Consider the following 26652-nt stretch of genomic DNA (forward strand, 5'->3'; position numbering starts at 1 on the left):
CCTACCGCCGGCGGGAAATGCGGACCGGCAGTAGGTGGTAGGCCACAGTGTCGAGCGGCCTCAGGTGGGTCGGTGCGTCAACCGCCGCTGGAAGTCGAACCACTGGAACTCGACGCACCACCGGAAGTCGAGCCACCGGATGTCGAGCCGCCGGATGTCGAGCCACCGGAACCTGATCCATCCTCACTGGGATACAACGGGGAGATCTGAGAAGGATCGGGGACGTACCCGTCGGCATCGACGTAGTTTCCGTCGCCGTCTACTGCCCAGCCATCGGCATCCCGCGGCAGCCCCGCATAAGGATCGGAGTAGGTGTACCCATTGGGAATTGCCGCAGCCCCGCCCTGATCGGCCCCGGTTCCTCCGACGTCACCACCGGCGCCCGAGCCGGCCGTCACGGCGTCACTGGTCACCGAACCAGGCTGTGGGCTCACCGCAGCAGGATCGGTGTACCCACCAGTACCCGCACCATCCGTCACGGCGTCACCGGTCGCCGAACCCGCAGCGGGATCCGGGTACGCACCGGAACCGGCTGCGGCACCCGCGCCGTCAACACCGGATGACGTACCCGCGGAGGCGGTTCCATCGTGCCCGGCGCCGGACATCGGGTCCACCGGTGCGGGCGCGGGCGCGACCTGTGCCGGGACGCTCCCTGCATCCCCACCAGCACCGGCAGCTCCGGCACCCGCGACGTGCCCGGGGTTGGACATCGGTACCGCCGGCGCCGCAGGCGCGGCAGGAACCGCGGGCGCGTCCCTCGCCGGAGCAGGAGCGACGGGAGCTGAGTCCGCAGGAGCCGACGCGGGCTCCGCCGGAGCGCGGTGAGCGGAATCGGACCCGGGTTCCGGCGGAGCCGGCGGTGCCGGGGCCGGCACGGGGGCGGGCACCGGGGCGGCCTCGGCGGGGTCAGGCAATGCGGGGTCAGGCAAGGCGGCGGGAAGAACAAGTCCGGGATCGCCCGGATCCGGCGCGGGCATTTCCGGAGCAATCCCCGGATCGGACGCAGGCTCCGGCGGCGCGACCCCCTGTCCGGGACCGGGTTCCTCGACGACCACCGCGGCGGGTGCCCCGGCGCCCGGGTCGGCAGTGGGCGCACCCTCCACGTCGTCTTGCATCACGTAGATGATGGTGCCTGCGACCAGAAGAGTGAACGCGAAAGCGCCGACGAGTCCGAAGCCGAGGAGCACCCTGGCGTCCCGCGCCCGCTTGACAACCTTGAGTGTCCTGGCCACTCTGACGCCCTGCGCTGCCCTGTTGGCCTGGTGAGCCCTGGCTGCGGCGTTGGCGGCAAGCTGGGCCTCGCGAGCGGCTTTGGCGGCCTCGAGGTCCAGGAGGATCTTTCTCCTTTCGATGACCTTTTTCGCCATATCCGCAAGTTCCCCCCCTTTCGTCCTCTCCATCGCCATATCCAGCAGGAGTTCATCTACGTTCCTGTAGCCGAGAGCAGCGGCTGTTTCAGGCAACTTGGACGTTCCGGCCGAGAGGATCTTTTCGAGGATTGCTTTGGTCAGTTCCATCGGATTGGACATCTTCTGTGTGGGGGCCAGGGCACCCTTCGGATTGCGGAATGCCATGTGGATAGCCCCAACCCTTGTCCTCCTCCACGAGGACGACCACACCCCTAGTGCTGACAGTCGGCACCCAAGGGTGAATCATTTTCCATCCGAGGGTGACCACTCGCGGCACCGCATCGACAGCCCCGCTCCGCTAGCCCTCCACGGAAATCGACTCCAGCACAGGACGTCTCGCAGCGACGGTGTCGCCCGACGACTTGCCGGTCAGCCGCCGCCCGATCCACGGACCGACGAAATCCTTGGTCCAGATGTAGTTCACCCGCCGTCGCTCGGCCTTGTCCAGAACCGGCGCCGGTCCCAGATCGGGGGCCACCAGGTCATGGCTCACCCCGAGCGCGTCGAGCGTCTCGACCGCCATCCGCTGATGCCCGGGAGTCGACATGTGCAGGCGATCCCAATCCCACATCCGCTCGTCGTCGTAGCCGTCGAACCGCCAGAAATCGACGACGACGGCGCCGTGCCGATCCGCGACCTCGCGCACCAGCTCGTTGTAGATCGCGGTGCGGCCGCGGATCTTCCCGAACACGGCCGACCAGCCGGCGTCGTAAGCCGTCCACAACGCAACGGTCGCCCCGCTCGCGGTGAGCCTGCCGACCGCCTCGTGGTAGCGGTCCACCATCGCGTCGATGTCCACCGACGGACGCATCAGGTCGTTGCCGCCGCCGTAGATCGTGACCAGATCCGGGCCCAGGGCGAGCGCCTGGTCGAGCTGCTCGTCGATGATCTGCCCCAGCAGCTTGCCGCGGACCGCGAGGTTGGCGTACCGGAAATCGGTGTTCTTGGCTGCGAGCTGCTCGGCTACCCGATCCGCCCAGCCCCGGAGTCCGTTGGGCCGCTTCGGATCGCGATCGCCGAGTCCCTCCGTGAAGGAATCCCCGAGCGCGACGTAGCGATGAAATACAGGTTCCGGCGTACTCATCGCATCGATTTTGCCAGCATGGGCCGGGTCACACCTGTACGGGCTACACGTCGGTGGAGAACCGCACTCCACCGTCGGGCAGGGTCACACCCGGCCACACCCGTGCGCCACGCAGTAGTTCACAGCGGGCACCGATGTCGGCGCCGTCCCCGATCACCGCATCGCGGACCAGAGCACGCGGACCGATCCGGGCGCCGAAGCCGATAATCGACCGCTCCACCGTCGCGCCCGCCTCGATGACCGCGCCGTCGAACACGACCGCGCCGTCGAGCCGTGCGCCCGCGCCGATCTCGGCCCCGCGGCCGACGACGGTGCCGCCGATCAGCACGGCGCCCGGGGCGATACCCGCGCCCGGATGCACCAGCGACTCGCCCCGCGGGCCGTCGAGCGCGGGTGAGGGTGCGATGCCACGCACCAGGTCCGCGGAACCACGAACGAAGTCCTCCGGCGTGCCCATGTCACGCCAGTACGAGGCGTCGACATGCCCGAAAACACGCCGACCGTCGCCCAGCAGCCCGGGAAACACCTCGCGTTCCACCGAGACGGGACGTCCGGCGGGGATCTTCTCGATGATCTCGCGCTTGAAGACGTAGCAGCCCGCGTTGATCTGGTCGGTCGGCGGATCCTGGGTCTTCTCGAGGAAGTCGGTGACCCGGCCGTCCTCGTCCGTCGGCACGCAACCGAAGGCCCGCGGATCCCCCACCCGGACCAGGTGCATCGTCACGTCCGCCTCGGTGGTGATGTGAGTGTCCAGCACCGCCCGCAGGTCGGTGCCGCCGAGCACGTCGCCGTTGAACACGATCACGTTGTCCGCGCGGAGCTTCGGCAGCACGTTCCGGATGCCGCCACCGGTACCCAAAGGCTCGGTCTCGGTGACGTACTCGATCTCCAGTCCCATCGAGGAACCGTCGCCGAAGTACTCCTCGAACACCTCGGCCTTGAACGAGGTGCCGAGCACGACGTGCTTGATCCCGGCCGCGCCGATCCGCGCCAGCAGGTGCTGTAGGAAGGGCAGACCCGCCGTCGGCAGCATGGGCTTCGGCGCGGAGAGCGTCAACGGCCGCAGCCTGGTGCCCTTGCCGCCGACGAGGACCACCGCGTCCACGTTCGGTTCGCTCGTCACCGTGTCATTCGCCATCGTGTGCAGTCCCCTCGTCCTTGGCCCTACTCCGTACCGCCGCCGCGACGGCCACCTTCGATCGCACCGCGAGACCGCCGCGCAACGCCCACCGGAGCGGCGCCTGCCACCAATGCGGATGCCGATCGGCCTGGAAGCGGTAGGCGCTCTGGTGATGTGCCGGCAGCATCAACTCGGGATGCCGCCCCGCCGCATGTCCCTTGGCGTGGGTCACCTCGGCCGAGGGCACGAACACGTTGTGCCAGCCCGCTCGGCCCAGCCGATCGCCGAAGTCCACGTCCTCCATGTACATGAAGTACCGCGAGTCGAACCCGTTGATCGAGTCGAAGGCGGCGCGACGCACCAGGAGGCAGGAACCCGAGAGCCACCCCACGGGGCGCTCGGAGATCTCCTCGTTCTCCTGCCGGTACCGCTGAGTCCACGGGTTCGACGGCCAGACGCTGCCGAGGACGGCATGGCCGGCTCCCGAGACGAGTCCGGGCACCTGCCGTGCCGACGGATACACGCTGCCGTCCGGTTCGAGCACCAGCGGACCCAATGCGCCTGCGCGCGGCCAACGCCGCGCCGCGTCGAGCAGCACATCGATGGAGCCGGCGCCCCAGCGGAGGTCGGGATTGGCGATCACCACGAACTCGGCCTCCGGGTCCAGCTCGGCCACCGCGCGGTTGATCGCTCCGCCGTAACCGATGTTCCCGCCCGTTCGCAGCAGCCGCACATTCGAGTTCTGCTCGAGTGCCGCCTCGGGAGCACCGTCCGTCGACCCGTTGTCGGCCATGATGACCTGGGTTTTCGACGTGGTGGCTCCCTCCAGGGTGTCGAGGAAACTCTGAAGATGCTTGCCCGGCGAATAGGTCACCGTCACCACGGCCAGCTGCGAACTCACGCCGGCAACCCTAGTCGCTGGCCGGCGGCAACTGCGCCAGGGCCGCCGCCAACGCCTCCTGCCAGGGCCGCAACGGGGTCAGCCCGGCCCTCACCCAGGAGGCATCCGACAGCACCGAATACGCCGGCCGGGGTGCGGGTCGCACGAACTGGGCGCTGGTGCAGGGGCGCACCCGCTCCGGGTCCGCACCGACACCGGCGAACACCGCCCTGGCCAGATCGAACCAGCTCGCCCGACCCGCATTCGTCGCGTGCAGCACCCCACCCGGCAGCTCCGGCGACCTCGCCAACTGCAGCAAGCCGTCGGCGAGATCGCCCGCGAAGGTCGGAGAACCGACCTGGTCGTCGACCACGTCCACGGTGTCGCGCTCGCGCTGCAGCCGCAGCATCGTGGCCACGAAGTCCGCGCCCACCCCGGTGTAGACCCACGCGGTCCGCACCACCAGGGCGTTCGGATCAGCGGCGAGCACCGCGCGCTCGCCGTCGAGCTTGGTCCGGCCGTAGGCGGTCCGGGGACCGGTCTCCGAGTCCGCCTCGTACGGGGCGACCGCATCGCCCGCGAAGACGTAGTCCGTCGACACGTGGATCAGGCGGGCGCCGACACGCGCGGTCGCGGAGGCCAGATTCCGCGGCCCGTCCGCGTTCACCCGCGCCGCGGCCCGCTCATCGGACTCGGCTGCGTCGACTGCGGTGTACGCGGCACAGTTGATGACGACGGTGCCGGGCTCGACAACCCTGTCGACCGCCTCACCATCGGTGATGTCGAGGTCTCGCGATCCGAAGCCGACCACCTCCATGCCGGCCGCCGCACCCCGTCGCAGCAACTGCGTGCCCAGCTGACCGCCGGCCCCGGTTACAAGGATCTTTCTCACACCGGAAAGTCTGGCACGCCGGTCCGCGGACACCGGCACCGCGCGTCCCCACCAGTAATCTGGACCTCGGTCGGGTGAACCACATGCAGAGTAGGGGGCATCAGGTGCCGGACAACGAGGGAACGCCGACGGCGAGGCGCACCGCCTTCGGTCGGGTCCAGATCGCCGTCGCCGCAGCTTCCGTCCTCGTCCTCCTCATCACCGGATTCGCGTGGCGCAGCGTCGATGCGCTCGCGTCGAACCTCGCCACCGCGCGGCTGGAACTGGGCGACGGAGGCAAGGACGGCGCGGTCGACATCCTCATGGTCGGCACCGACAGCCGCACCGACGCGCACGGCAATCCGCTCTCCGCCGACGAACTGGCCTCGCTCAGGGCAGGCGAGGCGGAGGCCGACAACACCGACACCATCGTGCTCGTCCGCGTGCCCACCGACGGCAGTTCGGCGACGGCCGTCTCGATCCCACGCGATTCGTACGTCGAGGTCCCGGGCATCGGCCGTTCGAAGATCAACGCGGCCTTCGGCGCCACCCGTGCCACCGAGCGGCAGCGGTTGCTCGACGAGGGCGAGTCCGAGGACGCGGCCGACAAGGCGGCAACCCAGGCAGGCCGCGAGGCCCTGATCAAGTCGGTCGCCAACCTCACCGGCATCACCGTCGACCACTACGCGGAGGTGGGTCTGCTGGGCTTCGTGCTGCTCACCGACGCGGTCGGCGGCGTCGACGTGTGCCTGAACAACCCGGTCGACGAATGGATGTCCGGCGCGAGATTCCCTGCGGGCGAACAGACCCTCAGCGGATCGAACGCGCTGTCCTTCGTCCGGCAGCGGCACGACCTGCCCCGCGGCGACCTCGACCGCATCGTGCGTCAACAGGTGTTCATGGCCTCCCTCGTGCACGAGGTCCTCAATGCGAAGACGCTGAGCAATCCCGGCAAGCTCAAGCAGCTGACCTCCGCCGTGCAGCGGTCGGTCGTGCTCGACGACGACTGGGACATCATCGATTTCGCTCGCCAACTGCAGGGTCTGGCGGGCGGAGAGGTCAAGTTCCAGACCATCCCGGTGGTCGACCTCAACGCGATGACCGATTACGGCGAATCGATCGTCCAGGTCGAACCCAAGGCCGTCCGCGACTTCGTCGCGGGCCTGGTCGGCGACGGCGAGAGCGACAGCGACGGGCCCGCCAGCAGCGAACCGCCGTCGATCGACACCTCGACGGTCACCGTGGACGTGTCCAACGACAGCGGGATCGGCGGTCTGGCGTCCCGGGTGTCCGAGGCGTTGACCGAGCGGGGCTACGCGCAGGGAGTGGTCGGGAACAACACCGGTACCACCGTCAGCACCAGCCGGGTCCTCGCGGCAGACCCCGATTCCGATGCTGCGAAGGCCGTCGCAGCGGCGCTCGGCGACCTGACGATCGTCACCGACAGCACGCTGCCACAGGGCACGGTGAAGGTCCTGATCGCGGCGGACTACGCCGGTCCCGGTTCCGACTCCGCCGCCGAACCGACCTCGGATATCGTCGACATGGGCACCAGCCCCACCCCGGCTCCTCCCGGTCCGGCGATCGACGCCGGGAGCAAGGGACCCCGGTGCGTCAACTAACGAGAACGGCGGCGAAGTGCCCAACCCGAACACCGCGGTGAACAACCTCACTGCTGCCCTTCTCGATCCGATCCTGCAGCAGGACCCGGCGGGCCCTCGCATCACCTACTACGACGATGCCAGCGGTGAACGGATCGAACTGTCCGCCCTCACCCTCGCCAACTGGGCCGCCAAGACCGCGAACCTGATCCGCGACGAGTTCGGCCTGCTGCCGGGCGCCCGGATCTGTGTGCTGCTGCCCGCGCACTGGCAGAGCGCGGCCGTCCTCCTCGGCTGCTGGTGGGCCGGCGCCGAGGTGCTGCTGACACCGGCGGACGACGCGGACCTCGCGATGGTCTCGGCGGACCGGCTCGCCGAGGTCGAGGACGTCCCCGAGGTCGCGGTGCTCTCGCTGGACGCCTTCGGCAGGCCCGCGGAGGGACTTCCGGTGGGCGTCACCGACTACGCCACCTCGGTGCGCGTGCACGGCGACCAATTCCGCCCCGACAGTGGGGCGCGGTCCGCGCTCGACGGGCTGTCGATCGCCGAGGTCCTCACCGCGGCAACGGACTCCGCGGCGGCCCAGTCCATCGATCGGACGGATCGCGTGCTCTCGAGCGCCGGCTGGGACACCTCGACGGAGCTGATCGAGGGGCTGGTCGCGGTGCTCGCCGCCGGCGCCTCGCTGGTCCAGGTCGCCCACCCGGCCGACGACGCGATGGCCCGGCGGATGGGCACCGAGAAGATCACGATCCGACGCTGAGCCGGTCCTCGGCGTGATCCGCCGTCCAGATCCGGCTGCGCAGATCCCGCCCCCTGATCACCTGGATGCGCCAGGGATCGAGGCGCAGGATGTGCAATGTCGGATCGTCCGGTGACCGCCAGAAGTTGCCGAGGTCGTATCCCGCCCCACGCGGGCTGGTCTGGCGATAGAGGTCCCACACGTGCCGAGTGGTGGCGCGGTCGTCGATCCATTCCGCGACGGTGTCGACCGCGACCGAGTAGTTGCCGGGCGCCCAGTAGGAGAAGTTCGTGTGTGGGTTCGCGCTGAGGTGTGCGGATTTCACCGGGGTCTTGTAGGTGGCCAACCAGCCGAGCGGACGGCCGTCGACGACCTCCCAGACCGGGATGAGCACCCGGGTCCTCGGCCGTCCCTTGCGGTCGACCGTCACCATCGTCGCGTAGACGATCGACCCGACGAACGCATTGAACTCCTCCTCGAGCGTGGCGAACGACGTGACCTTCATGCCCATCTCCCGTCTCGGTACCTTTGCGTAACCGACGCCAGCATGCGCCGTCCCGGAGGCGAGCGGAAGACGGCACTTCGGCGAGACCGAGTTACCGCGGGGGAACCGGGCGGGACCAGGCCGGTCTAGGTTATCGGGCGCTTGGGACGTCGGGCGTATCCACCGTCGACGAGCCCGGCCTCGATCTCGAACCGGTTGCGGTGCATCGGATGCCGGATCTCCTCGATCAGATAGCGGACCCCGAATCCGAGACCGTACCGGGCCCACTGTTCGGCATGGACCGCCTCGTGGCGCAGCGTCGCGGCACCGGTGTTCCGTCCGGTCAGGTACGCCCCGCCGATCGTGGTGCCTCCCCTGGCGAAGCCGAACCGCATTCCGGCGCAGACGAACAGGTCGAACTCCTCGTCGAAGACGATCCGGGCTCGCAGCACCCCCGCATACGCGAGGGCCGCGGCGGTCGCCACCATGGCGCCTGCGCTGCCCCGTGAGGCCCGGACCAGTCGAAGTCGACCGGTCCGGGCCTGGCGTCGCAGCGAACTCGATCCAGCGGGCACGTGTCCAGGTTAGGTCGCCATGGCCTCCACGGGCGTCACCTTCGCGGCACTCCTGGCCGGCAGCAGTGCCGCGACCACGCCCGCGATCCCGCCGACCAACACGGTCGCCGCCAACTCCAGCCAGGGCAGTGACGGCAGCACCAGGTCGTCGAGACCGAACACCGAGGCCGTTCCCGACAGCCCGAACGCCAGCCCGAGCGCGACCCCGAGCACCGACGCGACCACCGACACCAGGACGGCCTCATAGATCAGCAGGGTGCGCAGTCCGGCGCGGGTGACGCCGATCGCGCGCAGCAGACCGCTCTCACGTCGCCGTTCGATCACCGACAGCGCCATCGTGTTGCCCACCCCGATCACCGCGATGAGGATGGCCACCGACAGCAGGCCCACCACGATCATCAACATGGTGTCGAGGACCGAGTTCAGTGCCGCACGCATGGACACCGCGCCGCCGATCTCCGCGGTGGGCACGATGTCGGTGGCCAGCGCGGTGACCTCCCGTTGCACGGCCGCGATCTCGTCGTCGGTCAGGTCATCCGCGAACCGGATCCACAACGAATCGAGTGCCGGGTTCGCCGTGACCGAGGCCAGGTCCTCGCGCACCATCAGGGGCGGCGGTCCCTCCGATCCGGCCACCACCGTCAGGCTCCGGGCCGCGCCGACGCCACGGATGTCGATCGGTTCCCCGGCGCGTGCACCCAACTCCTCGAGAAGCTCAGGCGGCAAGACGATCTGGCCGGACTTCGGCAGCGTGATCGACACGCGCAGCGCCGCAGCCGCCTCCGCCGGATCGACGCCGGTGACGGTCAGGTCCCGCCCCGACGGGGTGCTCACCTCGCCGCGCGAGAGCGCCGCGACCGCCGTGACCCGGTCCACGTCGTCGATCCGCTCGCCCATCGTCGCCGGTAGCGCCGAACCCTGGTCGCCTGCCACCGACACATCGACGGGGAACTGCTCGTCGAGCGCGCCGGGGGCGCTGGCCTTGACGGTCGCGATCCCGACGATCATCGTCGCGGTCACGGTGACGCCGATCAGCAATGCCGTCGCCGTGGCCGTGGTGCGGCGGGGATTGCGGCCCGCGTTGCCCGCCGCCAGCTCCCCCAACGGACCCGATGCACGCCCCAGCGCCCTTCCGCACACCGCGACCGCCGCCGGAACCACATACCGGCACAGCAGGATCACCGCGACGAAACAGACCAGCGCACCCGCGGCCGCCACCAGCACCTGCGTGCCCAGCACACCGACCACCAGCACCGCGGTACCACCGATCAGACCGGTCACACCGGCGAGCCGGCGCAGCCGCGACGCGCCCGCGGGTTCGGGCTTGGCTTCGGCCGGTGTCATGGCGGCGAGCGGCGACACCCCGGTGGCCGCCCGTGCAGGCGCGACCGCGGCCAGGTAGGTGACGACGACCCCGACAAGCATGCCGATCGCGAGGGCGGAGGGCGGGACGGACAGGTGGTCCAGTGGAATGGGGACATCCAGTGCGCCCGCGACCTCGGTGACGGCCGCGGCCATCGCCACGCCGGCAACGAGGCCGGCCGCCGAGGCCACGAGTCCCACCACCAGCGACTCGATGCGCACGCTGCGGCGAACCTGATCGCTCGTCGCGCCGACGCAGCGGAGCAACGCCAGCTCCTGGGTTCGTGCCGCGAGCAGCACCGCGAAGGTGTTCGCGATGACCAGGCCGGACACCACCACCGCGAGGGCGCCGAACGCGAGCAGCACGTTGCGCAGCATGTCGCTGCTGCCGAGGAAGCTCGCCGAGACGTCCTCGGCCTTCTCGGCACCGGTGATCACCGTGGCCCCGGGCGGCAGGGCACCGGCGACGGCCGCGCGGTCCCCTCCCGCGATGCGCATCTCGCGGGCGGCCTGACCGCCCGACCACCCCTCGATGTCCGCCGCGGCGGCAAAGACCGAGATCCCGTCCATGCGCTGCGCGCTGCCGTCGAGGTCGACCTTGCCGACGACAACGGCGTCGGCGGCCTCCGACCCGGTGGACTCACCGAGCGCCGTCACCGCGACGCGGGTGCCGATGGGCAGGTCCGCGTTCGAGCCGACCGCGATCTCGCCCGCGGCGCTCGGGAGGCGGCCCTCGGCCAGCGTCTGCCACCGTAGGTCCGCGTCCGCGGCCAGCGAGGTGGCCGTGCCGAACGACTTGCCCGATCCCGCGGCCGTCACCTTGACCGGCGTACTGACGTCGGTGGTCACCGCTCGGATGCCGGGCACCGCCCGGATCGCGTCCGCCGCCCGCTGCGCCTGCGTGCCGTCCCCGAGGTCGGAGACCACCAGGTCGGTGCTCCGATACTGCCCGGCAAGCGAATTGGTGACGCCTGCGGTGGCCGTGGAACTCAGCACCAGGGTCGCGACGACGAAGGCCACCGCGATCAGCACCGCCAGCATCGCGGCCAGATATCGCCCGAAATGCGCGCGCGCCTGGGCGAGGGTGAGCCTCAGCATGCTCGGGCCCCGAGCTCGCGCATGGTCTCGATCACCGAATCGGTGGTCGGGCGGTCGATCTCACCGGCGATCCGCCCGTCGGCGATCAGCACCACCCGGTCCGAATAGGACGCCGCCACCGGGTCGTGGGTGACCATCACGACCGTCTGTCCGAATTCCCGGACGCTGGAGCGCAGCAGCTCGAGAACCTCTGTGCCCGAACGAGAGTCGAGGTTGCCCGTCGGTTCGTCGGCGAAGATGACGTCGGGCCGGGGCAGCAGCGCCCGCGCGACCGCGACACGCTGCTGCTGGCCGCCGGACAGCTCGTGCGGCAGGTGCCCGAGTCGTTCGGCCAGTCCGAGCCGACCGACGACCTCCGCCATCCACTCCGGATCCGGTGCCACTCCGCCCAGGCGCATCGGCAGCAGCATGTTCTCCTCCGCGGTGAGCACCGGAAGGAGGTTGAAGGCCTGGAACACGAATCCGATTCGGTAGCGACGCAATTCGGTCAGCTCCCGGTCGCTCAGCCCGGTCAACGCGGTGTCGCCCAGGTACACCTGCCCGGACGTCGCCGTGTCGAGGCCGGCCAGGCAGTGCATCAGAGTGGACTTGCCCGACCCCGACGGACCCATGATCGCCGTGAAGGCCGCGCCGGCGAACTCTGTGTGTACTCCGTCGAGTGCGCGCACGGCCGCCTCGCCCTCGCCGTAGCTCTTGCTCAGGCCGACGCCGCGGACCGCAGCGGTTCGTGTGATGGTGGGTGCGTTCATGCCCTCGACGCTACGAACGACGGCCGTCCCGGCGCGTCGGCGTGCGGACGGATCCTCAGGGCGCCCGCGTCATACCTGGGTAGGACGGGGCCCGGATTCTTCTCACACTCTGTCGCCCGAATGCGCGAAAGCTGTCGAATCGCACACAGAGTGTGCGCTCAGTCCGGACGAGCCCGTCTGCGTTTCCTCACCACCCGCACCGTCTCATCCGCAATCTCGTCCAGGTGCTGGTACACGTCATACGCCGCGTACCGCAACACCAGCCAACCGTCGAGAACGAGCCAGTTCTGGCGGCGCCGATCCTTTCGAAACACCTCGGGTTCGCTGTGGAATTCGCGGCCATCGATCTCGACAATCGTTCGGGAGCGCTCGTCGACGAAGTCGCAGTAGTAGGCGCCCACCGGGTGGTTCGGCACCAGCTTGCAACGACGCGCGGCGAGCGCGCGGGCAAATTTCCGCTCCGGTTCGGAGGCCGCCCAGCCGGCGGCCGCATACAGTTGCCTCCGCTGCTCCCGGACCCCGACCCGTCCGGCGTCCTCGTCGCACATCAGCTGCAGCTTTCTTGCGTTCACGGTGGTCCGGATGTGCCCATCGACCATGGCGTCTGCCTCGTGTCGCGGCAGCACCGCCACCGAATCCAGCATGGCGCGTTCGGGATCCACCGTCGGCATCGCCCATGCCGACGTGACGTTCTCGGCCGCGACCGCTCGGCGGTAGAGCCGAAGCCAACTCGGTGGTCGGACACTGACATGGGCGGGCACGGAGGCTTCGATGATGCTGGGAGCCGGAAGCATGTTCCAGATCCAGGCAGCCGTGCAGTGGCTCAGCACCGCGGTCGGTTGCCACAGGACCGCCGCCGAGCACAGTGCGTGCGGGGTGGGTTCACAGATGCAGTAGATGCCCGGCGCCAACCGCGTGTACCGGCCGCTGCGGCACCGGTCATGGATGGTGCTGCTCGCGACACCCGCCTCGAGCAGTTCGACTCGGGTCCGTACTCCGAAGGGATTCATGGCACGACCTTCGCGCCCGGGCTGGGATGTCCATCAGCAGCGCCCTGGGCGAATGCCACGGCCTGTGGATGTAGTCCCGGGTGTGGACAACCCGGACCGAGCCCACACTCTGTACGCGTTTCGCGAGGTTTCGCGCATTTCACTCACAGACTGTGACGTGACTCCGGGCTACCCGCCGAGCAGGTCCTCCGGCTGCACCAGCCCGGTCTGATACGCGAACACCACCGCCTGTACCCGGTCCCTCGACCCCGTCTTCGCCAGCACGCGTCCCACGTGCGTCTTCACGGTCGCCTCTGAGACGAAGAACTTCGCCGCGATCTCGGTGTTCGACAATCCGTGCGCCATCGCCTCGAGCACCTCCACCTCCCTGGGCGTCAGGTCATCGGGCAGCGGGGGGCGCTCGACCGTTGACGTGCCTGCCAGCATCGGGCCCACGTGCTGGAGCAGCCGACGGGTCGACCGCGCGGCGATCACCGCGTCGCCTCGGTACACGGTTCGCAGCGCGGCGAGCAGGTCCTCCGGTTGCGCGTCCTTGAGTAGGAAGCCGCTGGCACCCGCGGAGATCGCGGCCACCACGTACTCGTCGTTGTCGAAAGTGGTGAGCACCACCACCTTCGGCGAGTGTTCGAGTGCCGTCAGGCGACGGGTGGCCTCGATGCCGTCCAGGTTCGGCATCTGCACGTCCATCAGGACCACGTCGACCGGAACCCGCGCGAGCTCGCGCAGCGCCTGCTCGCCGTCCGAGGCCTCGACCTCGACGCTCATGTCGGGCTGGGAATCGATCACCATCCGGAACCCGGCGCGGACCAGCTGCTGATCGTCGACGATCGCGATCCGGATCGGACCCGTTGCGGCATCGGACATGTCATTCACCTCTCGAATAGGGCAGCACGGTGTGCACCCGGTAACCGCCCCCAGGGGCGGGTCCGGCCTCGAAGCTGCCGCCGTACAACTCCGCCCGTTCGCGCATCCCGAGCACACCCTGCCCGCCGGCGGACGGTGCGACCAGGGCGCCGGACGCTCCTCTGCCGTCGTCGGCAACCGTCAGTTCCAGTGCCTCGTCGGTCCAGCGCTCGGTGACCTCGACACTGGCCGCTGGTCCCGCGTGCTTGAGCACGTTGGTCAGCGATTCCTGCACGATCCGGTACGCCGTCAGCTCGGCGCCCGTGGACAGCACGCGTCGCTCGCCGTCCGTGGTGAGCTGCACGCCGAGACCGCCCTTGCGGACCTCCTCGATCAGCGTGTCGATATCGGAAACCCCTGGGGTCGAGGAGTACTCACGCGGCCGGTCCTCCCGCAGCACGGACAGCAGCGCGCGCATGTCCGTCAGCGCCTGCCGTCCGGTCTGGGAGATGGTCTCCAGCGCCGTGACCGCAGCTGCGGGGTCTGCGGCCGCGCTGTACCGACCGCCGTCGGCCTGCGCGATCACGACGGTCAGCGAGTGCGCGACGATGTCGTGCATCTCCCGCGCGATCCGGGTGCGCTCGTTGATGGCGGCGATCTCCGCCTCCTGCGCCCGTTCCAGTTCGAGCAGCCGGGCCCGCTCGGTGAGTCCCTCGAGCTCCTGGTTGCGGACCCGGCGCAGGTCGCCGAACGCCCACACCGCGACGACGTACACGATCAGGGACGCGATCAGGAATGCGTGCGCCTGCCACGTGGACTGCTCGCCGCCGAAATACCGGAAGCCGGCCACGGTCACACCGACGATGGCCGCGGCCAGGCCCCAGCCGCTCGCCCACCTCGGTCCGTATGCCGCGAGCGCGTACAGCGCGATCGGCACGCAGATGCCGGGCATGACGAGATTGGTCTGATCACCCGAGACGATCAGATACGCCACCGAGAAGAGCGCCACCGCCGCGGCGGCCGCGACCGGCCGGATGCGGCGCCAGGCCAACGGCACCGTGAGTCCCAACGCGATCACCACGTCGACGGGCCCGAGGCCGATCGACGCGGCCACACCGATGAGCGCGAAGAACGCCGCGACGGTGCGGTCGATCCCGACAACGTGACCGGCGCTCCAGCGGTACCAGCGCTCGCTCAGTGGGAATCGGGGCATGGACCCCAGCGTAGACACGGCACCTGAAATGCACCTGTGGCCGGTGAGTGAGCTCACCGGCCACAGGCTTGGTTCAGACGTCAGCTCACTTGAGCAGCGCGCGCGACATCACGACACGCTGAATCTGGTTGGTGCCCTCGTAGATCTGGGTGATCTTGGCGTCACGCATCATCCGCTCGACCGGGAAGTCGGTGGTGTAGCCGGCGCCGCCGAACAGCTGCACCGCGTCGGTGGTCACCTCCATCGCGACGTCGGACGCGAAGCACTTGGCCGCGGCGGAGATGAAGCCGAGGTTGGCCTCCCCGCGCTCGGCGCGAGCCGCCGAGGTGTACACCATCAGTCGGGCGGCCTCGACCTTCATCGCCATGTCGGCGAGCATGAACTGCACCGCCTGGAAGTCGGCAATCGACTTGCCGAACTGCTTGCGGTCCTTGGTGTATGCGAGCGCCGCGTCGAGCGCACCCTGCGCGAGTCCGACGGCCTGCGCGCCGATGGTCGGGCGCGTGTGGTCGAGCGTCTGCAGGGCGGTCTTGAAGCCGGTGCCGGGGGCGCCGATGATGCGGTCACCGGGGATGCGGCAGTTCTCGAAGTACAGCTCCGCGGTGGGCGAGCCCTTGATGCCGAGCTTCTTCTCCTTCGGGCCGACGACGAAGCCCTCGTCGTCCTTGTGGACCATGAAGGAGGAGATGCCGTTGGCGCCCTTGTCGGGGTCCGTCACGGCCATGACGGTGTACCAGGTCGACTTGCCGCCGTTGGTGATCCAGCACTTGGAACCGTTGAGGATCCAGTCGTCGCCGTCCGCCTTGGCGCGGGTGCGCATGCTGGCGGCGTCGGAGCCGGCCTCACGCTCGGACAGCGCGTAGGACGCCATCGCCTCACCGGAGGCGAGCGACGGGAGCACCTGCTGCTTGAGCTCCTCGGAACCGTTCAGGATCAGACCCATGGTGCCGAGCTTGTTCACCGCGGGGATCAGGGAGGACGAACCGCAGACGCGGGCGACCTCCTCGATCACGATGCAGGTGGCCACGGAATCGGCGCCCTGACCGTCGTAGGCCTCGGGGACGTGAATCGCGTTGAATCCGGAGTTGACGAGCGCCTTGAGCGCCTCCTCCGGGAACCGCGCGTTCTCGTCGACGTCCTTCGCGTACGGCGCGATCTCCTTCTCCGACAGCGCGCGGATCGCGGCCCGCAGCTCATCGTGCTCGTCGGCGAGCTTGAACAGGTCGAAGTCGGGGTTGCCAGCCATCTGGTTGCTCCTCATGGAAGGTCTCGGGGCGCGGCACTCAGTGCCATTCACGGGCCATGGTACCGCACCCGCAGGATCACCCGCCAGGTATGACGTGAAACCCCACGGCACCGAGTGCCAATCTCATTCGTCCTCCTCGAGCCTGCGTCGCAGCAACTCGGCCACCCGACGCGGCGCGGTGCCCCGCGGGAACACCGCCACCACCATCTCGCCGTCCGCATCCGGCGCCGGATGGTCGCGGCGACCCACGCCCTGCCGGAGGTCGGCCAACGCCGCGCGCAGGTCCTGGGAGGTGGTCTCGGCGCCGTCGCGCACCATCCGCCGCAGCAGGTAGTTGTGCGTGGCGGTGACCGAGGCCGAGAACTGCACCATCGCCAGGTCCGGCTCGTCGGGCAGCGCGCGGCGCAGATACTCGACGAACAACCGCTCGTACCGGAATCCGGTCACGATCTCCCGATCCCGCAGCGCGGGCACCTCGTGCACCACCGCGTAGCGCCGGGTCGCCATGTCGTTCCAGTGCGAGAACCGCTCGAAGACGATCATCGCCGCGTCGCACACCGCATCCCACGGATCCTCGTGGTCGGCCGCGAGATACTCCTGCGCCTGACCGAGCAGGATCTCGTGATCCGCGAAGACCACGTCCTCCTTGGACCGGAACTGCCGGAAGAAGGTCCGTCGCGAGATGCCCGCCGCCTCGGCGATCTCGTCGACACTGGTCGCCTCGTAACCCTTCTCGGAGAAGAGCCGAAGCGCCTCCGACACCACCTGGAGACGGAACCGGTCTGTGTCGTCTGGCATGAGCAACAGCCTAGGCGGCTCCGCCGCCCGTGCGCGGTTGACGAGTCCCTGCACTCGTCAACCGCGCACGGGCGCGCAGCGCCTATGGCGCCACCGAGCTCCAGTCCGCGAATCCGGTCGGATCGTGCCTGCCCATGCTCGCGTGCTCGAACATGCCGGCCCCCGGCACACCGTTGCAGGTGACGCTCGCCGGATACTCGTTGACGCCGTAGGGAATTCGCGCCGCGATCGCGGGGTCGGTGAGGTCGTAGACCGATCGGGAACTCCAGTCACGGCCGCGCCACTGGCCGTGCGTCCACTCCGGGTCGCCGCCGTAGCCCGCGCCGACGTGCAGTGCGAGACCGCTGCGCGGGGTCACCTCGACGGTCACCGGACTTCCGTCGGCGGCCGTCAGGTGCAGTGTGGCGGCGAACGGACGACGGGTGCCGGAGTGATACTTGATGTCGTATCGCGGCCAGCCGAGCTGCTCGATCCGGCCGTCGTTCCACACCCGGGTCGCGTCGTTCAGCGTCCGGAATCCGTCCGGGTTCTCCTGCAGGATGACGATGATCGAGAACTCCTCGAACCGCAACGGCACGTACATCCACCAGAAGCCCTCGGACGGCTCGTCGGCGAGCCGTCCGGCCGGGTCGCCGTCGCCGACCGGGCGGATTCCCCAGGACCGGTCCCGGGTGCCCATCCACCGATCCGGGCTCACCACGACGTCCTCGCCGTCGACCGAGAGCACCCCCGACCACGTGCCGGTCTGCGCGAAACGACTCGCGTCCAGGGTCGGCCGGAACTTGCTCATCAGCAGGTGCGGCTGCTCCGCGACCGCGGGGCAGGAACCCTCCCAGGTGAGGTCGAAACCGAGCCCGCCCTCGCCGTCGCCCTCGCAGACCATCCGCAGCCTGCGCAGCGGCTCGAGCACCTCGATCCGATAGCCGCCGACCGCGAGGTCGATCGACCGCTGCTCGAGCGCGTCGGAGAACTTGACCGCCCACTGCCGGTCGCCCTTGCGGACGGTGGCGAACGCGTCGGTGACACCGAGGTTCGGGTACACGCCGAATCCGCTCACCAGGAACAGCTCGCCCTCGGTGTCGATCGCGTTGAAGTAGGACCGGTCGTAGAAGTTCTTGTCACTGGAGGCGACCCGCGCCATGGACAGCGGCGTCTGGTGGATCGGGTATTCATCGAGCGGCGCAACCATGAGAACACTCCCGGGGGATTCGTTACAGCGTCAAACGTAATCCGGACACCGCAAATCTAACCCCGGGACTCCGCTCCGGTCAGCCGATTGACAGAACCGGCCCGCCGTGGCCGCTCGGCGGCCACCGGATACTCAGCCGAGCAGCTTCGACCGCAGGGCCGCGTCCTTCTCCAGCACCATCGCCTCGAGGCCGGCCTGGAACTCCGCCATCGCCGCGCGCAGCGCGGGGTCCGACGCGCCCAGGATCCTCGCCGCCAACAACCCGGCGTTGCGGGCGCCGCCGATCGACACCGTCGCGACCGGGACACCCGCGGGCATCTGCACGATCGACAACAGCGAGTCCATGCCGTCGAGGTACTTGAGCGGCACGGGCACCCCGATCACCGGGAGCGGGGTCGCCGACGCCACCATGCCCGGCAGATGCGCGGCCCCACCCGCTCCGGCGATGATCACCTTGATGCCGCGATCGGCGGCCTCGCGGGCGTAGTCGAGCATGCGCTGCGGGGTCCGGTGCGCCGAGACGACACCGACCTCGAAGCGGATCCCGAACTCGGCGAGCGCCTCGGCGGCCGCCTCCATCGTCGGCCAGTCCGAGTCGCTGCCCATGATCAGACCGACAGCGGGCCCATTCGAATCACTCACCGTGTCACTCCCCCGTCGCTCCGCTCGCCCTCATGCACATCCCAACCGTCGGTCCATTCGCCGTGCGACAACCAGTGCGCCGCCCGCTCGGCACGCTCGCGCACCGCCGCCACGTAAGCGTCGTCGGCGAGCGATCCCCGTGCACCGCCGACCACGTTGACGTGCCCGATCTTGCGTGCCGGGCGCTCGCCCTTGTCATAGAGGTGCACCTTCGCGTCCGGCATCCGGGCGAACAGGTGGTGCAGGCGCTCGTCCATGCTCATCTCCGGTGCGGTCTCCGCGCCGAGCACGTTCGCCATCACGGTGACCGGGGCCGTCGGCGTGGTGTCGCCGAGCGGGTAGTCGAGCACCGCCCTCAGATGCTGCTCGAACTGGGAGGTCCGCGCCCCGTCCTGGGTCCAGTGCCCCGAGTTGTGCGGGCGCATCGCCAGCTCGTTCACCACCAGCCTGCCGTCGGTGGTCTCGAACAGCTCCACGGCCATCGACCCGACGACACCGAGCTCGGCGGAGATGCGCAGCGCCAACTGCTCGGCCTCCAGGGCGAGGGCGTCGGACAGCTCGGGTGCAGGCGCGATCACCACGGCGCACTGCCCGTCGCGCTGCACCGTCTCGACGACCGGCCAGGTCGCCCCTTGCCCGAACGGCGAGCGCGCGACCATCGCGGACAGCTCGCGCCGCATCGGCACCTTCTGCTCGACCATCAACGCGACGCCCTTGTCGAGCTGCTCGGTGACGATGGCCTCGGCCTCGTCGGAATCCGTGGGCATCCACACCCCGCGCCCGTCGTAGCCGCCGCGGACCGCCTTGATCACGATCTGCCAGTTGTGCTCGTCCCCGAAGCGCACGACGTCGCCGGCCCAGGTGATCTCCGCGAACGCGGGTACCGGCGCGCCCAGGTCCGCCAGCCTCCGCCGCATCGCGAGTTTGTCCTGCGCGTAGATCAGCGCCTGCGGCGGCGGCTGGACGTTCACGCCCTCCGCGACGAGCACCTCGAGATGCTCGGTCGGCACGTGCTCGTGGTCGAAGGTCAGCGCGCTCGCGCCGACGGCGACGGCCCGAAGCGCCTCGAGGTCGGTGTGGCTGCCGATCACGACGTCCGAGCACACCTTGGCGGCCGGCTCGTCGTCGCGGCCGGAGAGCACGCGCAGGCTCTGGCCGAGCTCGATCGCGGCCTGATGGGTCATCCGGGCCAGCTGCCCGCCGCCAATCATCGCGACCACCGGCAATCCGGCCTTCGGGCCGCGGGGGGTGCTGGGGCGGTGCTGGGATCCGGAATCAACGCTCACGGCAGTCAATGGTGTCATGGCTGACTCAGGACCTGCGATCGGAGTGTCAGTTCGCCGGTTCACTGCCCCTTTTCGTACACTCGGTCGTTGTGTCTTTAGTCGATCAGGCGGTCAGCCGCGTACCCCAGCCCTTCCGGGACGTGGTCCTTCGCCATCACGAGCTGATCAAGTTCGCGATCGTCGGCGGCACCACCATGGTCTTCGACCTCGCGATCTTCTACTCGCTGAGCCTGACCATCCTCGAACAGAAGCCCGTCGTCGCCAAGATCATCTCCGGCGTCATGGCCACGATCCTGAGCTACATCCTCAACCGCGAGTGGTCGTTCAAGAACCGCGGCGGCCGGGAGCGGCACCACGAGGCATTGCTGTTCTTCACCATCAGCGGCATCGGAGTCGTCATCGCCGCGGCCCCGCTGTTCATCGCGAACAACATCTTCGACATCCGGGCGTCGGCGAGCCTGACCACGCTCGTGATCGTCGACTTCGTGCTCAACTACATCATCGGCAACCTGCTGCAGATGATCTTCCGGTTCTGGGCGCTGCGCCGGTTCGCGTTCCCCGAGGAGAACGCCAGGGGCGCGGCGGGCGGATCCACCGATTTCGACCCGACCCCGGAACAACTGGCCGAGGAAGAACTCGGCCACAGCTGAGGGACGCCCCGCACAACGATGCGGAAGGCGCTCTAACGCGGCTCGACGTCGGGCGCGACCGGCAGGAAGGCGGCGAACACCGCGGGACGCCTGCGCTGTAGGTCGAGCCGGCCGCCGTCCGCCTCGACCAGGGCCCTGGCCAACGCCAGACCGACCCCAGTCGAACCGCCGCCGGAGAAGCCCCGGTCGAAGATGTGGGGGGCCAGCTCGTCGCTGACGCCCTCGCCCTCGTCCCCGACCTCCACACAGACCATCGCCTCGTGCCCCGGGGTCGCCGGCACCGACCTCACGGCCACGGTGCAGGTGCCCCCGCCGTGCATCAGCGCGTTGTCGACCAGCACGGACACGCACTCACGCAGTCGCGAGGACCTGGCCGTCGACATCAGCGCAGCCTCGCCGCGCAGCACGAGGGCGCGGTCGACCTCGCGGTACGGCCGCTGCCACTCGGAGACCACCGCGGCCAGCTCGCGGACCACCGAGATGGGCTCGGGCCCGCCACCCGCCATCCGCGACGACCGGACCAGCTCGTCGATCGCGACCGTCAGCCGGTCCACCTGGGCCAGCGCCTCCGTCGCCTCGTCGACCACCGCCGGGTCCGGATGCGCGGACAACTCGTCCAGCCGCAGTCGCACCGCGGTGAGTCGACTGCGGAGCTGATGCGAGACGTCACCCACCAGGGCCCGCTCGCGCTGCAACCGCCCGGAGATCTCGACGGTGACCGCGTCGAGCACGTCGGAGACGCGATCGAGTTCGGCGATCCCGTGTCTGCGCGGGTCCTTCCGGAAGTCGCCCTCCGCCAGCCGGGCCGCCCGATCCGCGACGTCCCGGAGCGGGTCCGCGAGCCGCCGGGCCGTCACCGATGCCACCGCCGTACCGGCCCCCAGCGAGGCCAGCACCACCAGCGCGACCGCACCGACGGCCTGCTGTTGCAGAGACCGCATCGAATCCGAGGGCTCCTCGAGCCGCAACGAACCGGATCGGCCCATCGAGAGCGCTTCGACCAGGGGGCGCTCGACCGTCGACTCGCCGATGTCGACCTGCACCTCGAAGTCGCCCGGGGTCGGATACGTCACCGACAGCTTCGCCCCGTCCGGCACCACCAGGCGCAGGGGCGCCGCATCGAGGGCGCCGACGATCACGCCCTGCTCGCCCTCCTGCGAGATGATCTCCGCCGCCATCCGATCCAGCCTGGCCTGCATGCCACCCCGGGTGATGTCCTCCACCCACAGCCAGGCCGTGTACATCAACGGCAGCCCGAGCAGCAGCGCGATCAGGATGACGACGGCCAGGATCGACAGCAGGATTCGGCGGCGCACGTCTGCGCCCGGCTAGGTGTTCAGCCGGAAGCCGACGCCGCGCACGGTTGCGATGCGCCGCTCGGCGACCGGACCCTCGTCGCCGATCTTCCGGCGCAGCCACGACATGTGCATGTCGAGGGTCTTGGATCCACGCAGGTCCGCGTCCCCCCACACCTCCTGCAGGATGACATCGCGCGAGACCACCTCGCCCGCGCGGTCGAGAAGGACCTTGAGCAGTTCGTACTCCTTGTTCGCGAGGACGACCTCGGAGCCGCCGACCAGCACCCGCCTGGCCGCCGGTTCGAGCCGGATGTCGCCCACCGCGATGGTGGTGTCCTCGGAGCCGCCGCGGCGGCGCATCAGCGCACGGACCCGGGCCATCAGCTCCGCCAGGCGGAACGGCTTGCCCACGTAGTCGTCGGCGCCCGCGTCGAGACCCACCACGAAGTCGACCTCGTCCGTGCGCGCCGTCAGCATCAGCACCGCGAGATCGGATCCATCCGCGCGCAGCTGCCTGCACACCTCCAGCCCGTCCATGCCCGGTAGGCCGAGGTCGAGAACCAGCAGGTCGAACGACCCGCTCAGCGCGAGTTCCAGGGTTCCCGGACCGGTCGATTCGACGGTGACCGTGTAGCCCTCTCGGCCAAGGGCGCGGGAGAGCGGAGCGGCGATGGCCTCGTCGTCTTCGGCAAGCAGTACGGCTGTCACCACCCCAGACTACGGAGCGGCCTCGCCACGATCGGTCGGCGGACCGAAATCGAGATTCATCGCGTCGAACACCTGGTGATAGAGCAGCGAATGCACCCGCTGCACGTCGGGGATGTCGTCGAACTCCAGCGGATCGTCGGCCGCCGAGGCGATCACGAGGGTGCCGGTCCGCAGCATCCGGTCGACCAGTCCGTGCCGGAATTGCACGTTGCTGATCCGTCCCAACGGGATGTCGATCCCCGTATGGGTGATCACGCCGTGTCGGATCAGCACCCGGCGGTCGGTGACGATGAAATGGGTGAACTTCCAACTCACCAGCGGTCCGACACAACGCCACCCGACGATCCCGAGCCACGCCACCGCCACCACGATCAAGGCGACGGAACGGGCGGTGCCCTCGAGCCGATCCTGGGCGAGCCCGAGCGCGAACCCGGCGAGCGCTGTCGCCACGATGAACGTCAACGCGGGCAGCACCAGCATCTTCCAATGCGGGTGTCGGTGCAGCAGCAGCTCCTCGTCCGAGGCGAGGGCGTCCTCCGGGTATCCCATGCGGGAAGCGTATCGACTAGTTCGCGCTCTCCACCGCACCCTCGACCGCGGATTCTGCCTCCGACTGCAGCTCCGCGGCCTGCCGTGCGGCCTCGGCCTCGGCCGTCGCCAGTTCCTCCGCGGTCGGCGGGGAGCCGGTGATCAGGGCGTTGGCCCACCGCGTCGACGGATCGATGTCCAGCAGCAGGGCCTTGGCCAGCAGGGTCATCGGAATCGCCAGCAGCGCACCGAGCGGCCCGATCACCCATCCCCAGAACACGAGGGCCAGGAACGTGAGCGTCACCGACAACCCGACGGCCTCGCCGACGAACTTGGGCTGGATCACCGACTGGATGATGACGTTGATGACGCTGTAGACGACGATCACCCACAGCATCAACGTCGGACCACCCTCCAACAGGGCGATCAGCGCGGGCGGAATGAGACCGATGACGAACCCGATGTTCGGGATGTAGTTGGTGATGAAGGAGAGCAGGCCCCACAGGATCGGCAGCGGGATGCCCATGGCCCAGAGCGCGCCCGCGTCGATCACGGCGACGATGAGGCCGAACACCGTCGAGACGATGAGGTAGCTGCGGGTGCCGCTGGCAAAGGAGGAGAACGCGTAGGCGATGTCCGCGCGAGAGTAGGCCACCGCGCGCATCCGCTCACCGAACGAACTGGCGTCCATCGCCATGAAGATGAGCAGGGCGAGGATGAAGAAGAGGTTCGAGAACACCCCGAGCAGGCCGACCAGCACATCGTCGATCAGCCCGATGACCTTGCCGAGATCGATGCTCGAGAGCGCCTTCTCGACCTGCTCGGAGCCGATGTTCAGCTGAGCGAACCGGTCCTGCAGATTGGCGATCAGCTCGTCGGCCTTGTCGGTGTACTGAGGCAGCAAGGTGGCCAACTGCGCGATCGAAACGACAAGCGCCGCAACCAGACCGAGCAGGATCAGGTAGACGGCCGTCAGTGTCGAGATCACCGCAACCCATTTGGGCGCACCCTTGCGCTGCAGCCAGTCGCCCAGCGGCTGCACACCCACCACCAGCATCAGCGCCAGGAACACCGGCCCCACGATTCCGGCGAAGGCCTTGGTGCCGGCCACCGTGACCACGGCGGCCGCGAGGCCGAGCAGCACGATCAGCCCGCGCGGCAGCGTCGAGGGCGGCACCGGCGAGGGAGGGGCGGACGCGGGCGCCGTGGTCACCGATCGACTCACTTCCACACCGCGGCTCGATCAGCGACCCCGGGCAGCAGCCCGAGAATCGGCAGGCCGATGGCGAGGTGGATCAGGCTCGTGGCGATCCGATCGCCGGTCGTGGCGTCATAGGCGAAGGGCAACACGGCCATGGCGAGGGTGATCAGGCCGACGATCCATCCGAAGAACGAGTCGCCACCCGGGGTGGTCAGCAGCAGCAGGTACAGGAGGCCGGCGGCGATCAGTGCCCCGATGAACCCGAGCAGGGCGAACCGGATCGCGACGGTTGCCTCGGGCAACCAGTTCGGCGACAGCGGCATCAGACCGAACACCCGGAGGATGACCGTGGCCACCAGCGCGCTCAGGGCGGTGACCAGCGACGCGGCCGCGGCACCCGCCCAGTACTTCCCCCCGGCGATGCCTCGCGTGGGCGCTCCTGGGGTGCCGGAGATGCCGGACCCACCCGGATAGCTCGTCATTGCTGTCCCTTCCTGAAGCTCACGGTCGTTCACCGTCGAGCCTCGCATCGGACGCACGACGCACGCTTCACCCACGACGGATGAGGCACATCCGCAGATCGGGACTCACACTGCTTGTCGAAGCACCACTCCCATATATGAGAGAGGAACAGCTATGACGGCAAACCGCGCGGACAACAGCGTCAAGCAGGGATTCGCGGCCGGCGGCTCGATTGCGGCGGCGGTCCTGCTGCTGACCGTGGGCATCCTCCAGGTCTTCCAGGGGATCTCAGCGCTGGCCAAGGACAACGTCCTGATCGTCGGGCCGGAATACACCTACCAGCTCAGCACCACCGGCTGGGGCTGGATTCACCTGATCGTGGGAATCCTCATCGCGCTGACCGGCTTCGGTCTGCTCACCGGCGCGACCTGGGCGCGGATCGCGGCCATCTTCCTTGCGGCCCTCTCGATCATCGCCAACTTCATGTGGCTGCCCTACTACCCGTGGTGGTCGATCCTGATCATCGCCCTCGACGTGGTCGTGATCTGGGCCATCGCGACGTGGGACAACGACTAGCCCCACCGCGGCTGACGATGGGAGGGCGCGGGCCGAGGCCCGTGCCCTCCCTTCGTCATTCCTGCGGACGCAGGTGCGTGATGTCGCCCGCGGACACCGCCACCGGCTCCCGGCCGCCCGCCGGGTCGATCACGATCCGGCCCTGCGCATCGATCCCGCTCGCGGTGCCCAGCAGCTCGCCCCCGCCCGGCAGTTCCGCGCGGACGCGCTGCCCGATCGTGGCGCACCGCTCCCGGTACGCCGCGGCGAGGGCCGTTGTGTCCCAACCGTTCCGGTGCCACTTCGTCCATTCCGACGCCAGCGCGCGCAGCAGTGCGCGCACCACGGTGTCGCGATCGGTGGTGGCGGCACCCGCCAGCGCGAGCGAGGTCGCCGTCGGCACCGGCAACTCCGATTCGGTGAGGCTGACGTTCAACCCGATACCGAGCACCACCGACGGGACCGGTGCGGTCGCGGCGACCTCGGCGAGGATGCCCGCCACCTTGAGCCCGCCGATCAGCACATCGTTCGGCCACTTCAGAACGGCGTCCACCTCGGCGACCGCGCGCAGGGCGTCGACCGTGGCGACTCCGGCGAGCAGCGGGAGCCAGCCCAGGTCGGCGGGATCGATCCCCGGCATCCGCAGCAGCACCGAGACGGAAACGGCCGAACGGGGCGGGGCCACCCAGGATCGGGCGTGCCTGCCCCGGCCGTGGTCCTGGAACTCCGAGATCAGCACCGCGCGGTCGAGGGCGGAGTCCGCCGCTCTGGCCAACAGGTCGGCGTTCGTCGAACCGGTCTCGGTGACGACGTCGAGACTCGAGTAGAAGGCGTCGGGGTCGCCGCCGGCCGTCCCGCGCACGAGCGCCCTGCGCAGTGCATCGACGACGAGCGGGGGCCGATTCAGATCGGTGTACATGCCGATCAGCCTATGGGCTCCGGCCGCTGCGGCAGGGATCACAATTTCGTACTGGCCAGTAGCTTGGGTTCAATGATTGAACGCAACCTGACCTCGGTCAACGGGCACCGGGACCGGCTGGATAAGCTC

Annotated in this window: 27 protein-coding genes; 4 read left to right on the top strand and 23 right to left on the bottom strand. The window is 69.2% G+C overall.

The features are described from left to right. Positions 1–77: 77 nt before the first annotated feature. From ACFQS9_RS06645 to rfbD, 5 genes are all read right to left on the bottom strand, one after another. On the bottom strand, positions 78–1574 hold the full coding sequence (locus ACFQS9_RS06645; protein WP_378402718.1) for a hypothetical protein: 1497 nt from the start codon (positions 1572–1574) through the stop codon (positions 78–80). A gap of 133 nt (positions 1575–1707) precedes the next feature. Next, a complete protein-coding gene (locus tag ACFQS9_RS06650) occupies positions 1708–2493 on the bottom strand; it encodes an SGNH/GDSL hydrolase family protein (protein WP_378402720.1) in 786 nt (261 codons plus the stop codon). A 43-nt stretch (positions 2494–2536) separates the two neighbouring features. Next, on the bottom strand, positions 2537–3631 hold the full coding sequence (manB, locus tag ACFQS9_RS06655; RefSeq protein WP_378402722.1) for a mannose-1-phosphate guanylyltransferase: 1095 nt from the start codon (positions 3629–3631) through the stop codon (positions 2537–2539). Beyond that, the gene (locus tag ACFQS9_RS06660) at positions 3621–4514 is read right to left on the bottom strand and encodes a glycosyltransferase family 2 protein (protein WP_378402724.1); all 894 of its coding nucleotides are present in this window, start codon (positions 4512–4514) and stop codon (positions 3621–3623) included. The genes manB and ACFQS9_RS06660 overlap by 11 nt, the downstream gene beginning before the upstream one ends. Before the next feature lie 10 nt (positions 4515–4524). Further along, positions 4525–5385, bottom strand: coding sequence for a dTDP-4-dehydrorhamnose reductase (gene rfbD, locus ACFQS9_RS06665; protein WP_378402726.1), 861 nt, complete (start codon positions 5383–5385; stop codon positions 4525–4527). Between the two features lie 83 nt (positions 5386–5468). Between rfbD and ACFQS9_RS06670 the strand changes: the two genes are divergently transcribed. Together ACFQS9_RS06670 and ACFQS9_RS06675 are read left to right on the top strand one after the other, a co-directional pair. Continuing rightward, positions 5469–6986, top strand: a complete 1518-nt coding sequence (locus ACFQS9_RS06670) for an LCP family protein (protein ID WP_378402728.1) — start codon at positions 5469–5471, stop codon at positions 6984–6986. Between the two features lie 16 nt (positions 6987–7002). Next, a complete protein-coding gene (locus tag ACFQS9_RS06675) occupies positions 7003–7728 on the top strand; it encodes a TIGR03089 family protein (protein ID WP_378402730.1) in 726 nt (241 codons plus the stop codon). On the opposite strand, the gene ACFQS9_RS06680 is transcribed toward ACFQS9_RS06675, so the two are convergent. The 12 genes from ACFQS9_RS06680 to ACFQS9_RS06735 all read right to left on the bottom strand — a co-directional run bounded on the left by ACFQS9_RS06680 (position 7712) and on the right by ACFQS9_RS06735 (position 20220). After that, positions 7712–8212, bottom strand: a complete 501-nt coding sequence (locus ACFQS9_RS06680) for a pyridoxamine 5'-phosphate oxidase family protein (protein ID WP_378402732.1) — start codon at positions 8210–8212, stop codon at positions 7712–7714. The genes ACFQS9_RS06675 and ACFQS9_RS06680 overlap by 17 nt on opposite strands. A 125-nt stretch (positions 8213–8337) precedes the next feature. Further along, positions 8338–8679, bottom strand: a complete 342-nt coding sequence (locus ACFQS9_RS06685; RefSeq protein WP_378403201.1) for a hypothetical protein — start codon at positions 8677–8679, stop codon at positions 8338–8340. 96 nt (positions 8680–8775) lie between these two features. After that, positions 8776–11226 (bottom strand): ABC transporter permease, encoded by a 2451-nt coding sequence (locus ACFQS9_RS06690; protein ID WP_378402734.1) that lies wholly within the window; start codon positions 11224–11226, stop codon positions 8776–8778. Continuing rightward, entirely contained in the window at positions 11220–11975 is a 756-nt protein-coding gene (locus tag ACFQS9_RS06695) for an ABC transporter ATP-binding protein (RefSeq protein WP_378402736.1), read from the bottom strand. The genes ACFQS9_RS06690 and ACFQS9_RS06695 overlap by 7 nt, the downstream gene beginning before the upstream one ends. Positions 11976–12133: 158 nt before the next feature. After that, the gene (locus ACFQS9_RS06700; protein WP_378402738.1) at positions 12134–12985 is read right to left on the bottom strand and encodes a DUF559 domain-containing protein; all 852 of its coding nucleotides are present in this window, start codon (positions 12983–12985) and stop codon (positions 12134–12136) included. Between the two features lie 168 nt (positions 12986–13153). Continuing rightward, entirely contained in the window at positions 13154–13849 is a 696-nt protein-coding gene (locus ACFQS9_RS06705; RefSeq protein ID WP_378402740.1) for a response regulator, read from the bottom strand. 1 nt (position 13850) lies between these two features. Then, entirely contained in the window at positions 13851–15041 is a 1191-nt protein-coding gene (locus tag ACFQS9_RS06710; protein WP_378402742.1) for a sensor histidine kinase, read from the bottom strand. Positions 15042–15126: 85 nt separating this feature from the next. Beyond that, complete coding sequence (locus ACFQS9_RS06715; protein ID WP_378402744.1) at positions 15127–16287, bottom strand: acyl-CoA dehydrogenase; 1161 nt, start codon at positions 16285–16287, stop codon at positions 15127–15129. Positions 16288–16410: 123 nt separating this feature from the next. Beyond that, positions 16411–17085, bottom strand: a complete 675-nt coding sequence (locus ACFQS9_RS06720; RefSeq protein WP_378402746.1) for a TetR family transcriptional regulator — start codon at positions 17083–17085, stop codon at positions 16411–16413. 82 nt (positions 17086–17167) lie between these two features. Next, positions 17168–18274: an Rv3169 family protein gene (locus tag ACFQS9_RS06725; RefSeq protein WP_378402748.1), complete on the bottom strand. Its 1107-nt coding sequence runs from the start codon at positions 18272–18274 to the stop codon at positions 17168–17170. A 132-nt stretch (positions 18275–18406) separates the two neighbouring features. Further along, positions 18407–18880 carry a 5-(carboxyamino)imidazole ribonucleotide mutase gene (gene purE / locus ACFQS9_RS06730; protein WP_378403203.1) on the bottom strand — a complete coding sequence of 158 codons (474 nt, stop codon included), beginning with the start codon at positions 18878–18880 and terminating at the stop codon, positions 18407–18409. Between the two features lie 32 nt (positions 18881–18912). Continuing rightward, complete coding sequence (locus ACFQS9_RS06735) at positions 18913–20220, bottom strand: 5-(carboxyamino)imidazole ribonucleotide synthase (protein WP_378402750.1); 1308 nt, start codon at positions 20218–20220, stop codon at positions 18913–18915. A gap of 71 nt (positions 20221–20291) precedes the next feature. Here ACFQS9_RS06735 and ACFQS9_RS06740 point away from each other — a divergent pair, with 71 nt between their 5' ends. Beyond that, positions 20292–20852 (top strand): GtrA family protein, encoded by a 561-nt coding sequence (locus ACFQS9_RS06740; protein WP_378402751.1) that lies wholly within the window; start codon positions 20292–20294, stop codon positions 20850–20852. 32 nt (positions 20853–20884) lie between these two features. Here ACFQS9_RS06740 and ACFQS9_RS06745 read toward each other — a convergent pair whose 3' ends face one another. From ACFQS9_RS06745 to ACFQS9_RS06765, 5 genes are read right to left on the bottom strand one after another with little or no spacing between them, the layout of a single operon-like run. Continuing rightward, a complete protein-coding gene (locus ACFQS9_RS06745; protein ID WP_378402753.1) occupies positions 20885–22168 on the bottom strand; it encodes a sensor histidine kinase in 1284 nt (427 codons plus the stop codon). A 12-nt stretch (positions 22169–22180) separates the two neighbouring features. Continuing rightward, positions 22181–22858, bottom strand: coding sequence for a response regulator transcription factor (locus tag ACFQS9_RS06750; RefSeq protein WP_378402755.1), 678 nt, complete (start codon positions 22856–22858; stop codon positions 22181–22183). 9 nt (positions 22859–22867) lie between these two features. Next, entirely contained in the window at positions 22868–23407 is a 540-nt protein-coding gene (locus ACFQS9_RS06755; protein WP_378402758.1) for a PH domain-containing protein, read from the bottom strand. Between the two features lie 16 nt (positions 23408–23423). Further along, on the bottom strand, positions 23424–24599 hold the full coding sequence (locus tag ACFQS9_RS06760) for an AI-2E family transporter (protein WP_378402760.1): 1176 nt from the start codon (positions 24597–24599) through the stop codon (positions 23424–23426). A gap of 8 nt (positions 24600–24607) precedes the next feature. Next, positions 24608–25069: a DUF6069 family protein gene (locus ACFQS9_RS06765; protein WP_378402762.1), complete on the bottom strand. Its 462-nt coding sequence runs from the start codon at positions 25067–25069 to the stop codon at positions 24608–24610. Between the two features lie 154 nt (positions 25070–25223). Here ACFQS9_RS06765 and ACFQS9_RS06770 point away from each other — a divergent pair, with 154 nt between their 5' ends. Next, the gene (locus ACFQS9_RS06770) at positions 25224–25625 is read left to right on the top strand and encodes a DUF7144 family membrane protein (protein WP_378402764.1); all 402 of its coding nucleotides are present in this window, start codon (positions 25224–25226) and stop codon (positions 25623–25625) included. A 55-nt stretch (positions 25626–25680) separates the two neighbouring features. Here the strand turns inward: ACFQS9_RS06770 and ACFQS9_RS06775 are convergent, their stop codons facing one another. Continuing rightward, entirely contained in the window at positions 25681–26523 is an 843-nt protein-coding gene (locus tag ACFQS9_RS06775) for a biotin--[acetyl-CoA-carboxylase] ligase (RefSeq protein ID WP_378402766.1), read from the bottom strand. Between the last annotated feature and the right edge of the window lie 129 nt (positions 26524–26652).

Origin of the sequence: Rhodococcus daqingensis, from assembly GCF_042665615.1 — a bacterium.
Taxonomy (GTDB): Bacteria; Actinomycetota; Actinomycetes; order Mycobacteriales; family Mycobacteriaceae; genus Rhodococcus_G; species Rhodococcus_G daqingensis.

Bases quoted from the DNA above. Each gene is read 5' to 3' on its own strand.
- ACFQS9_RS06645 (WP_378402718.1), bottom strand. From the start codon at position 1,574: ATGGCATTCCGCAATCCGAAGGGTGCCCTGGCCCCCACACAGAAGATG.
- ACFQS9_RS06650 (WP_378402720.1), bottom strand. From the start codon at position 2,493: ATGAGTACGCCGGAACCTGTATTTCATCGCTACGTCGCGCTCGGGGAT.
- manB (WP_378402722.1), bottom strand. From the start codon at position 3,631: ATGGCGAATGACACGGTGACGAGCGAACCGAACGTGGACGCGGTGGTC.
- ACFQS9_RS06670 (WP_378402728.1), top strand. From the start codon at position 5,469: ATGCAGAGTAGGGGGCATCAGGTGCCGGACAACGAGGGAACGCCGACG.
- ACFQS9_RS06680 (WP_378402732.1), bottom strand. From the start codon at position 8,212: ATGAAGGTCACGTCGTTCGCCACGCTCGAGGAGGAGTTCAATGCGTTC.
- ACFQS9_RS06685 (WP_378403201.1), bottom strand. From the start codon at position 8,679: ATGGTGGCGACCGCCGCGGCCCTCGCGTATGCGGGGGTGCTGCGAGCC.
- ACFQS9_RS06690 (WP_378402734.1), bottom strand. From the start codon at position 11,226: ATGCTGAGGCTCACCCTCGCCCAGGCGCGCGCGCATTTCGGGCGATAT.
- ACFQS9_RS06695 (WP_378402736.1), bottom strand. From the start codon at position 11,975: ATGAACGCACCCACCATCACACGAACCGCTGCGGTCCGCGGCGTCGGC.
- ACFQS9_RS06700 (WP_378402738.1), bottom strand. From the start codon at position 12,985: ATGAATCCCTTCGGAGTACGGACCCGAGTCGAACTGCTCGAGGCGGGT.
- ACFQS9_RS06705 (WP_378402740.1), bottom strand. From the start codon at position 13,849: ATGTCCGATGCCGCAACGGGTCCGATCCGGATCGCGATCGTCGACGAT.
- ACFQS9_RS06710 (WP_378402742.1), bottom strand. From the start codon at position 15,041: ATGCCCCGATTCCCACTGAGCGAGCGCTGGTACCGCTGGAGCGCCGGT.
- ACFQS9_RS06715 (WP_378402744.1), bottom strand. From the start codon at position 16,287: ATGGCTGGCAACCCCGACTTCGACCTGTTCAAGCTCGCCGACGAGCAC.
- ACFQS9_RS06720 (WP_378402746.1), bottom strand. From the start codon at position 17,085: ATGCCAGACGACACAGACCGGTTCCGTCTCCAGGTGGTGTCGGAGGCG.
- ACFQS9_RS06725 (WP_378402748.1), bottom strand. From the start codon at position 18,274: ATGGTTGCGCCGCTCGATGAATACCCGATCCACCAGACGCCGCTGTCC.
- purE (WP_378403203.1), bottom strand. From the start codon at position 18,880: ATGGGCAGCGACTCGGACTGGCCGACGATGGAGGCGGCCGCCGAGGCG.
- ACFQS9_RS06735 (WP_378402750.1), bottom strand. From the start codon at position 20,220: ATGACACCATTGACTGCCGTGAGCGTTGATTCCGGATCCCAGCACCGC.
- ACFQS9_RS06755 (WP_378402758.1), bottom strand. From the start codon at position 23,407: ATGGGATACCCGGAGGACGCCCTCGCCTCGGACGAGGAGCTGCTGCTG.
- ACFQS9_RS06765 (WP_378402762.1), bottom strand. From the start codon at position 25,069: ATGACGAGCTATCCGGGTGGGTCCGGCATCTCCGGCACCCCAGGAGCG.
- ACFQS9_RS06770 (WP_378402764.1), top strand. From the start codon at position 25,224: ATGACGGCAAACCGCGCGGACAACAGCGTCAAGCAGGGATTCGCGGCC.
- ACFQS9_RS06775 (WP_378402766.1), bottom strand. From the start codon at position 26,523: ATGTACACCGATCTGAATCGGCCCCCGCTCGTCGTCGATGCACTGCGC.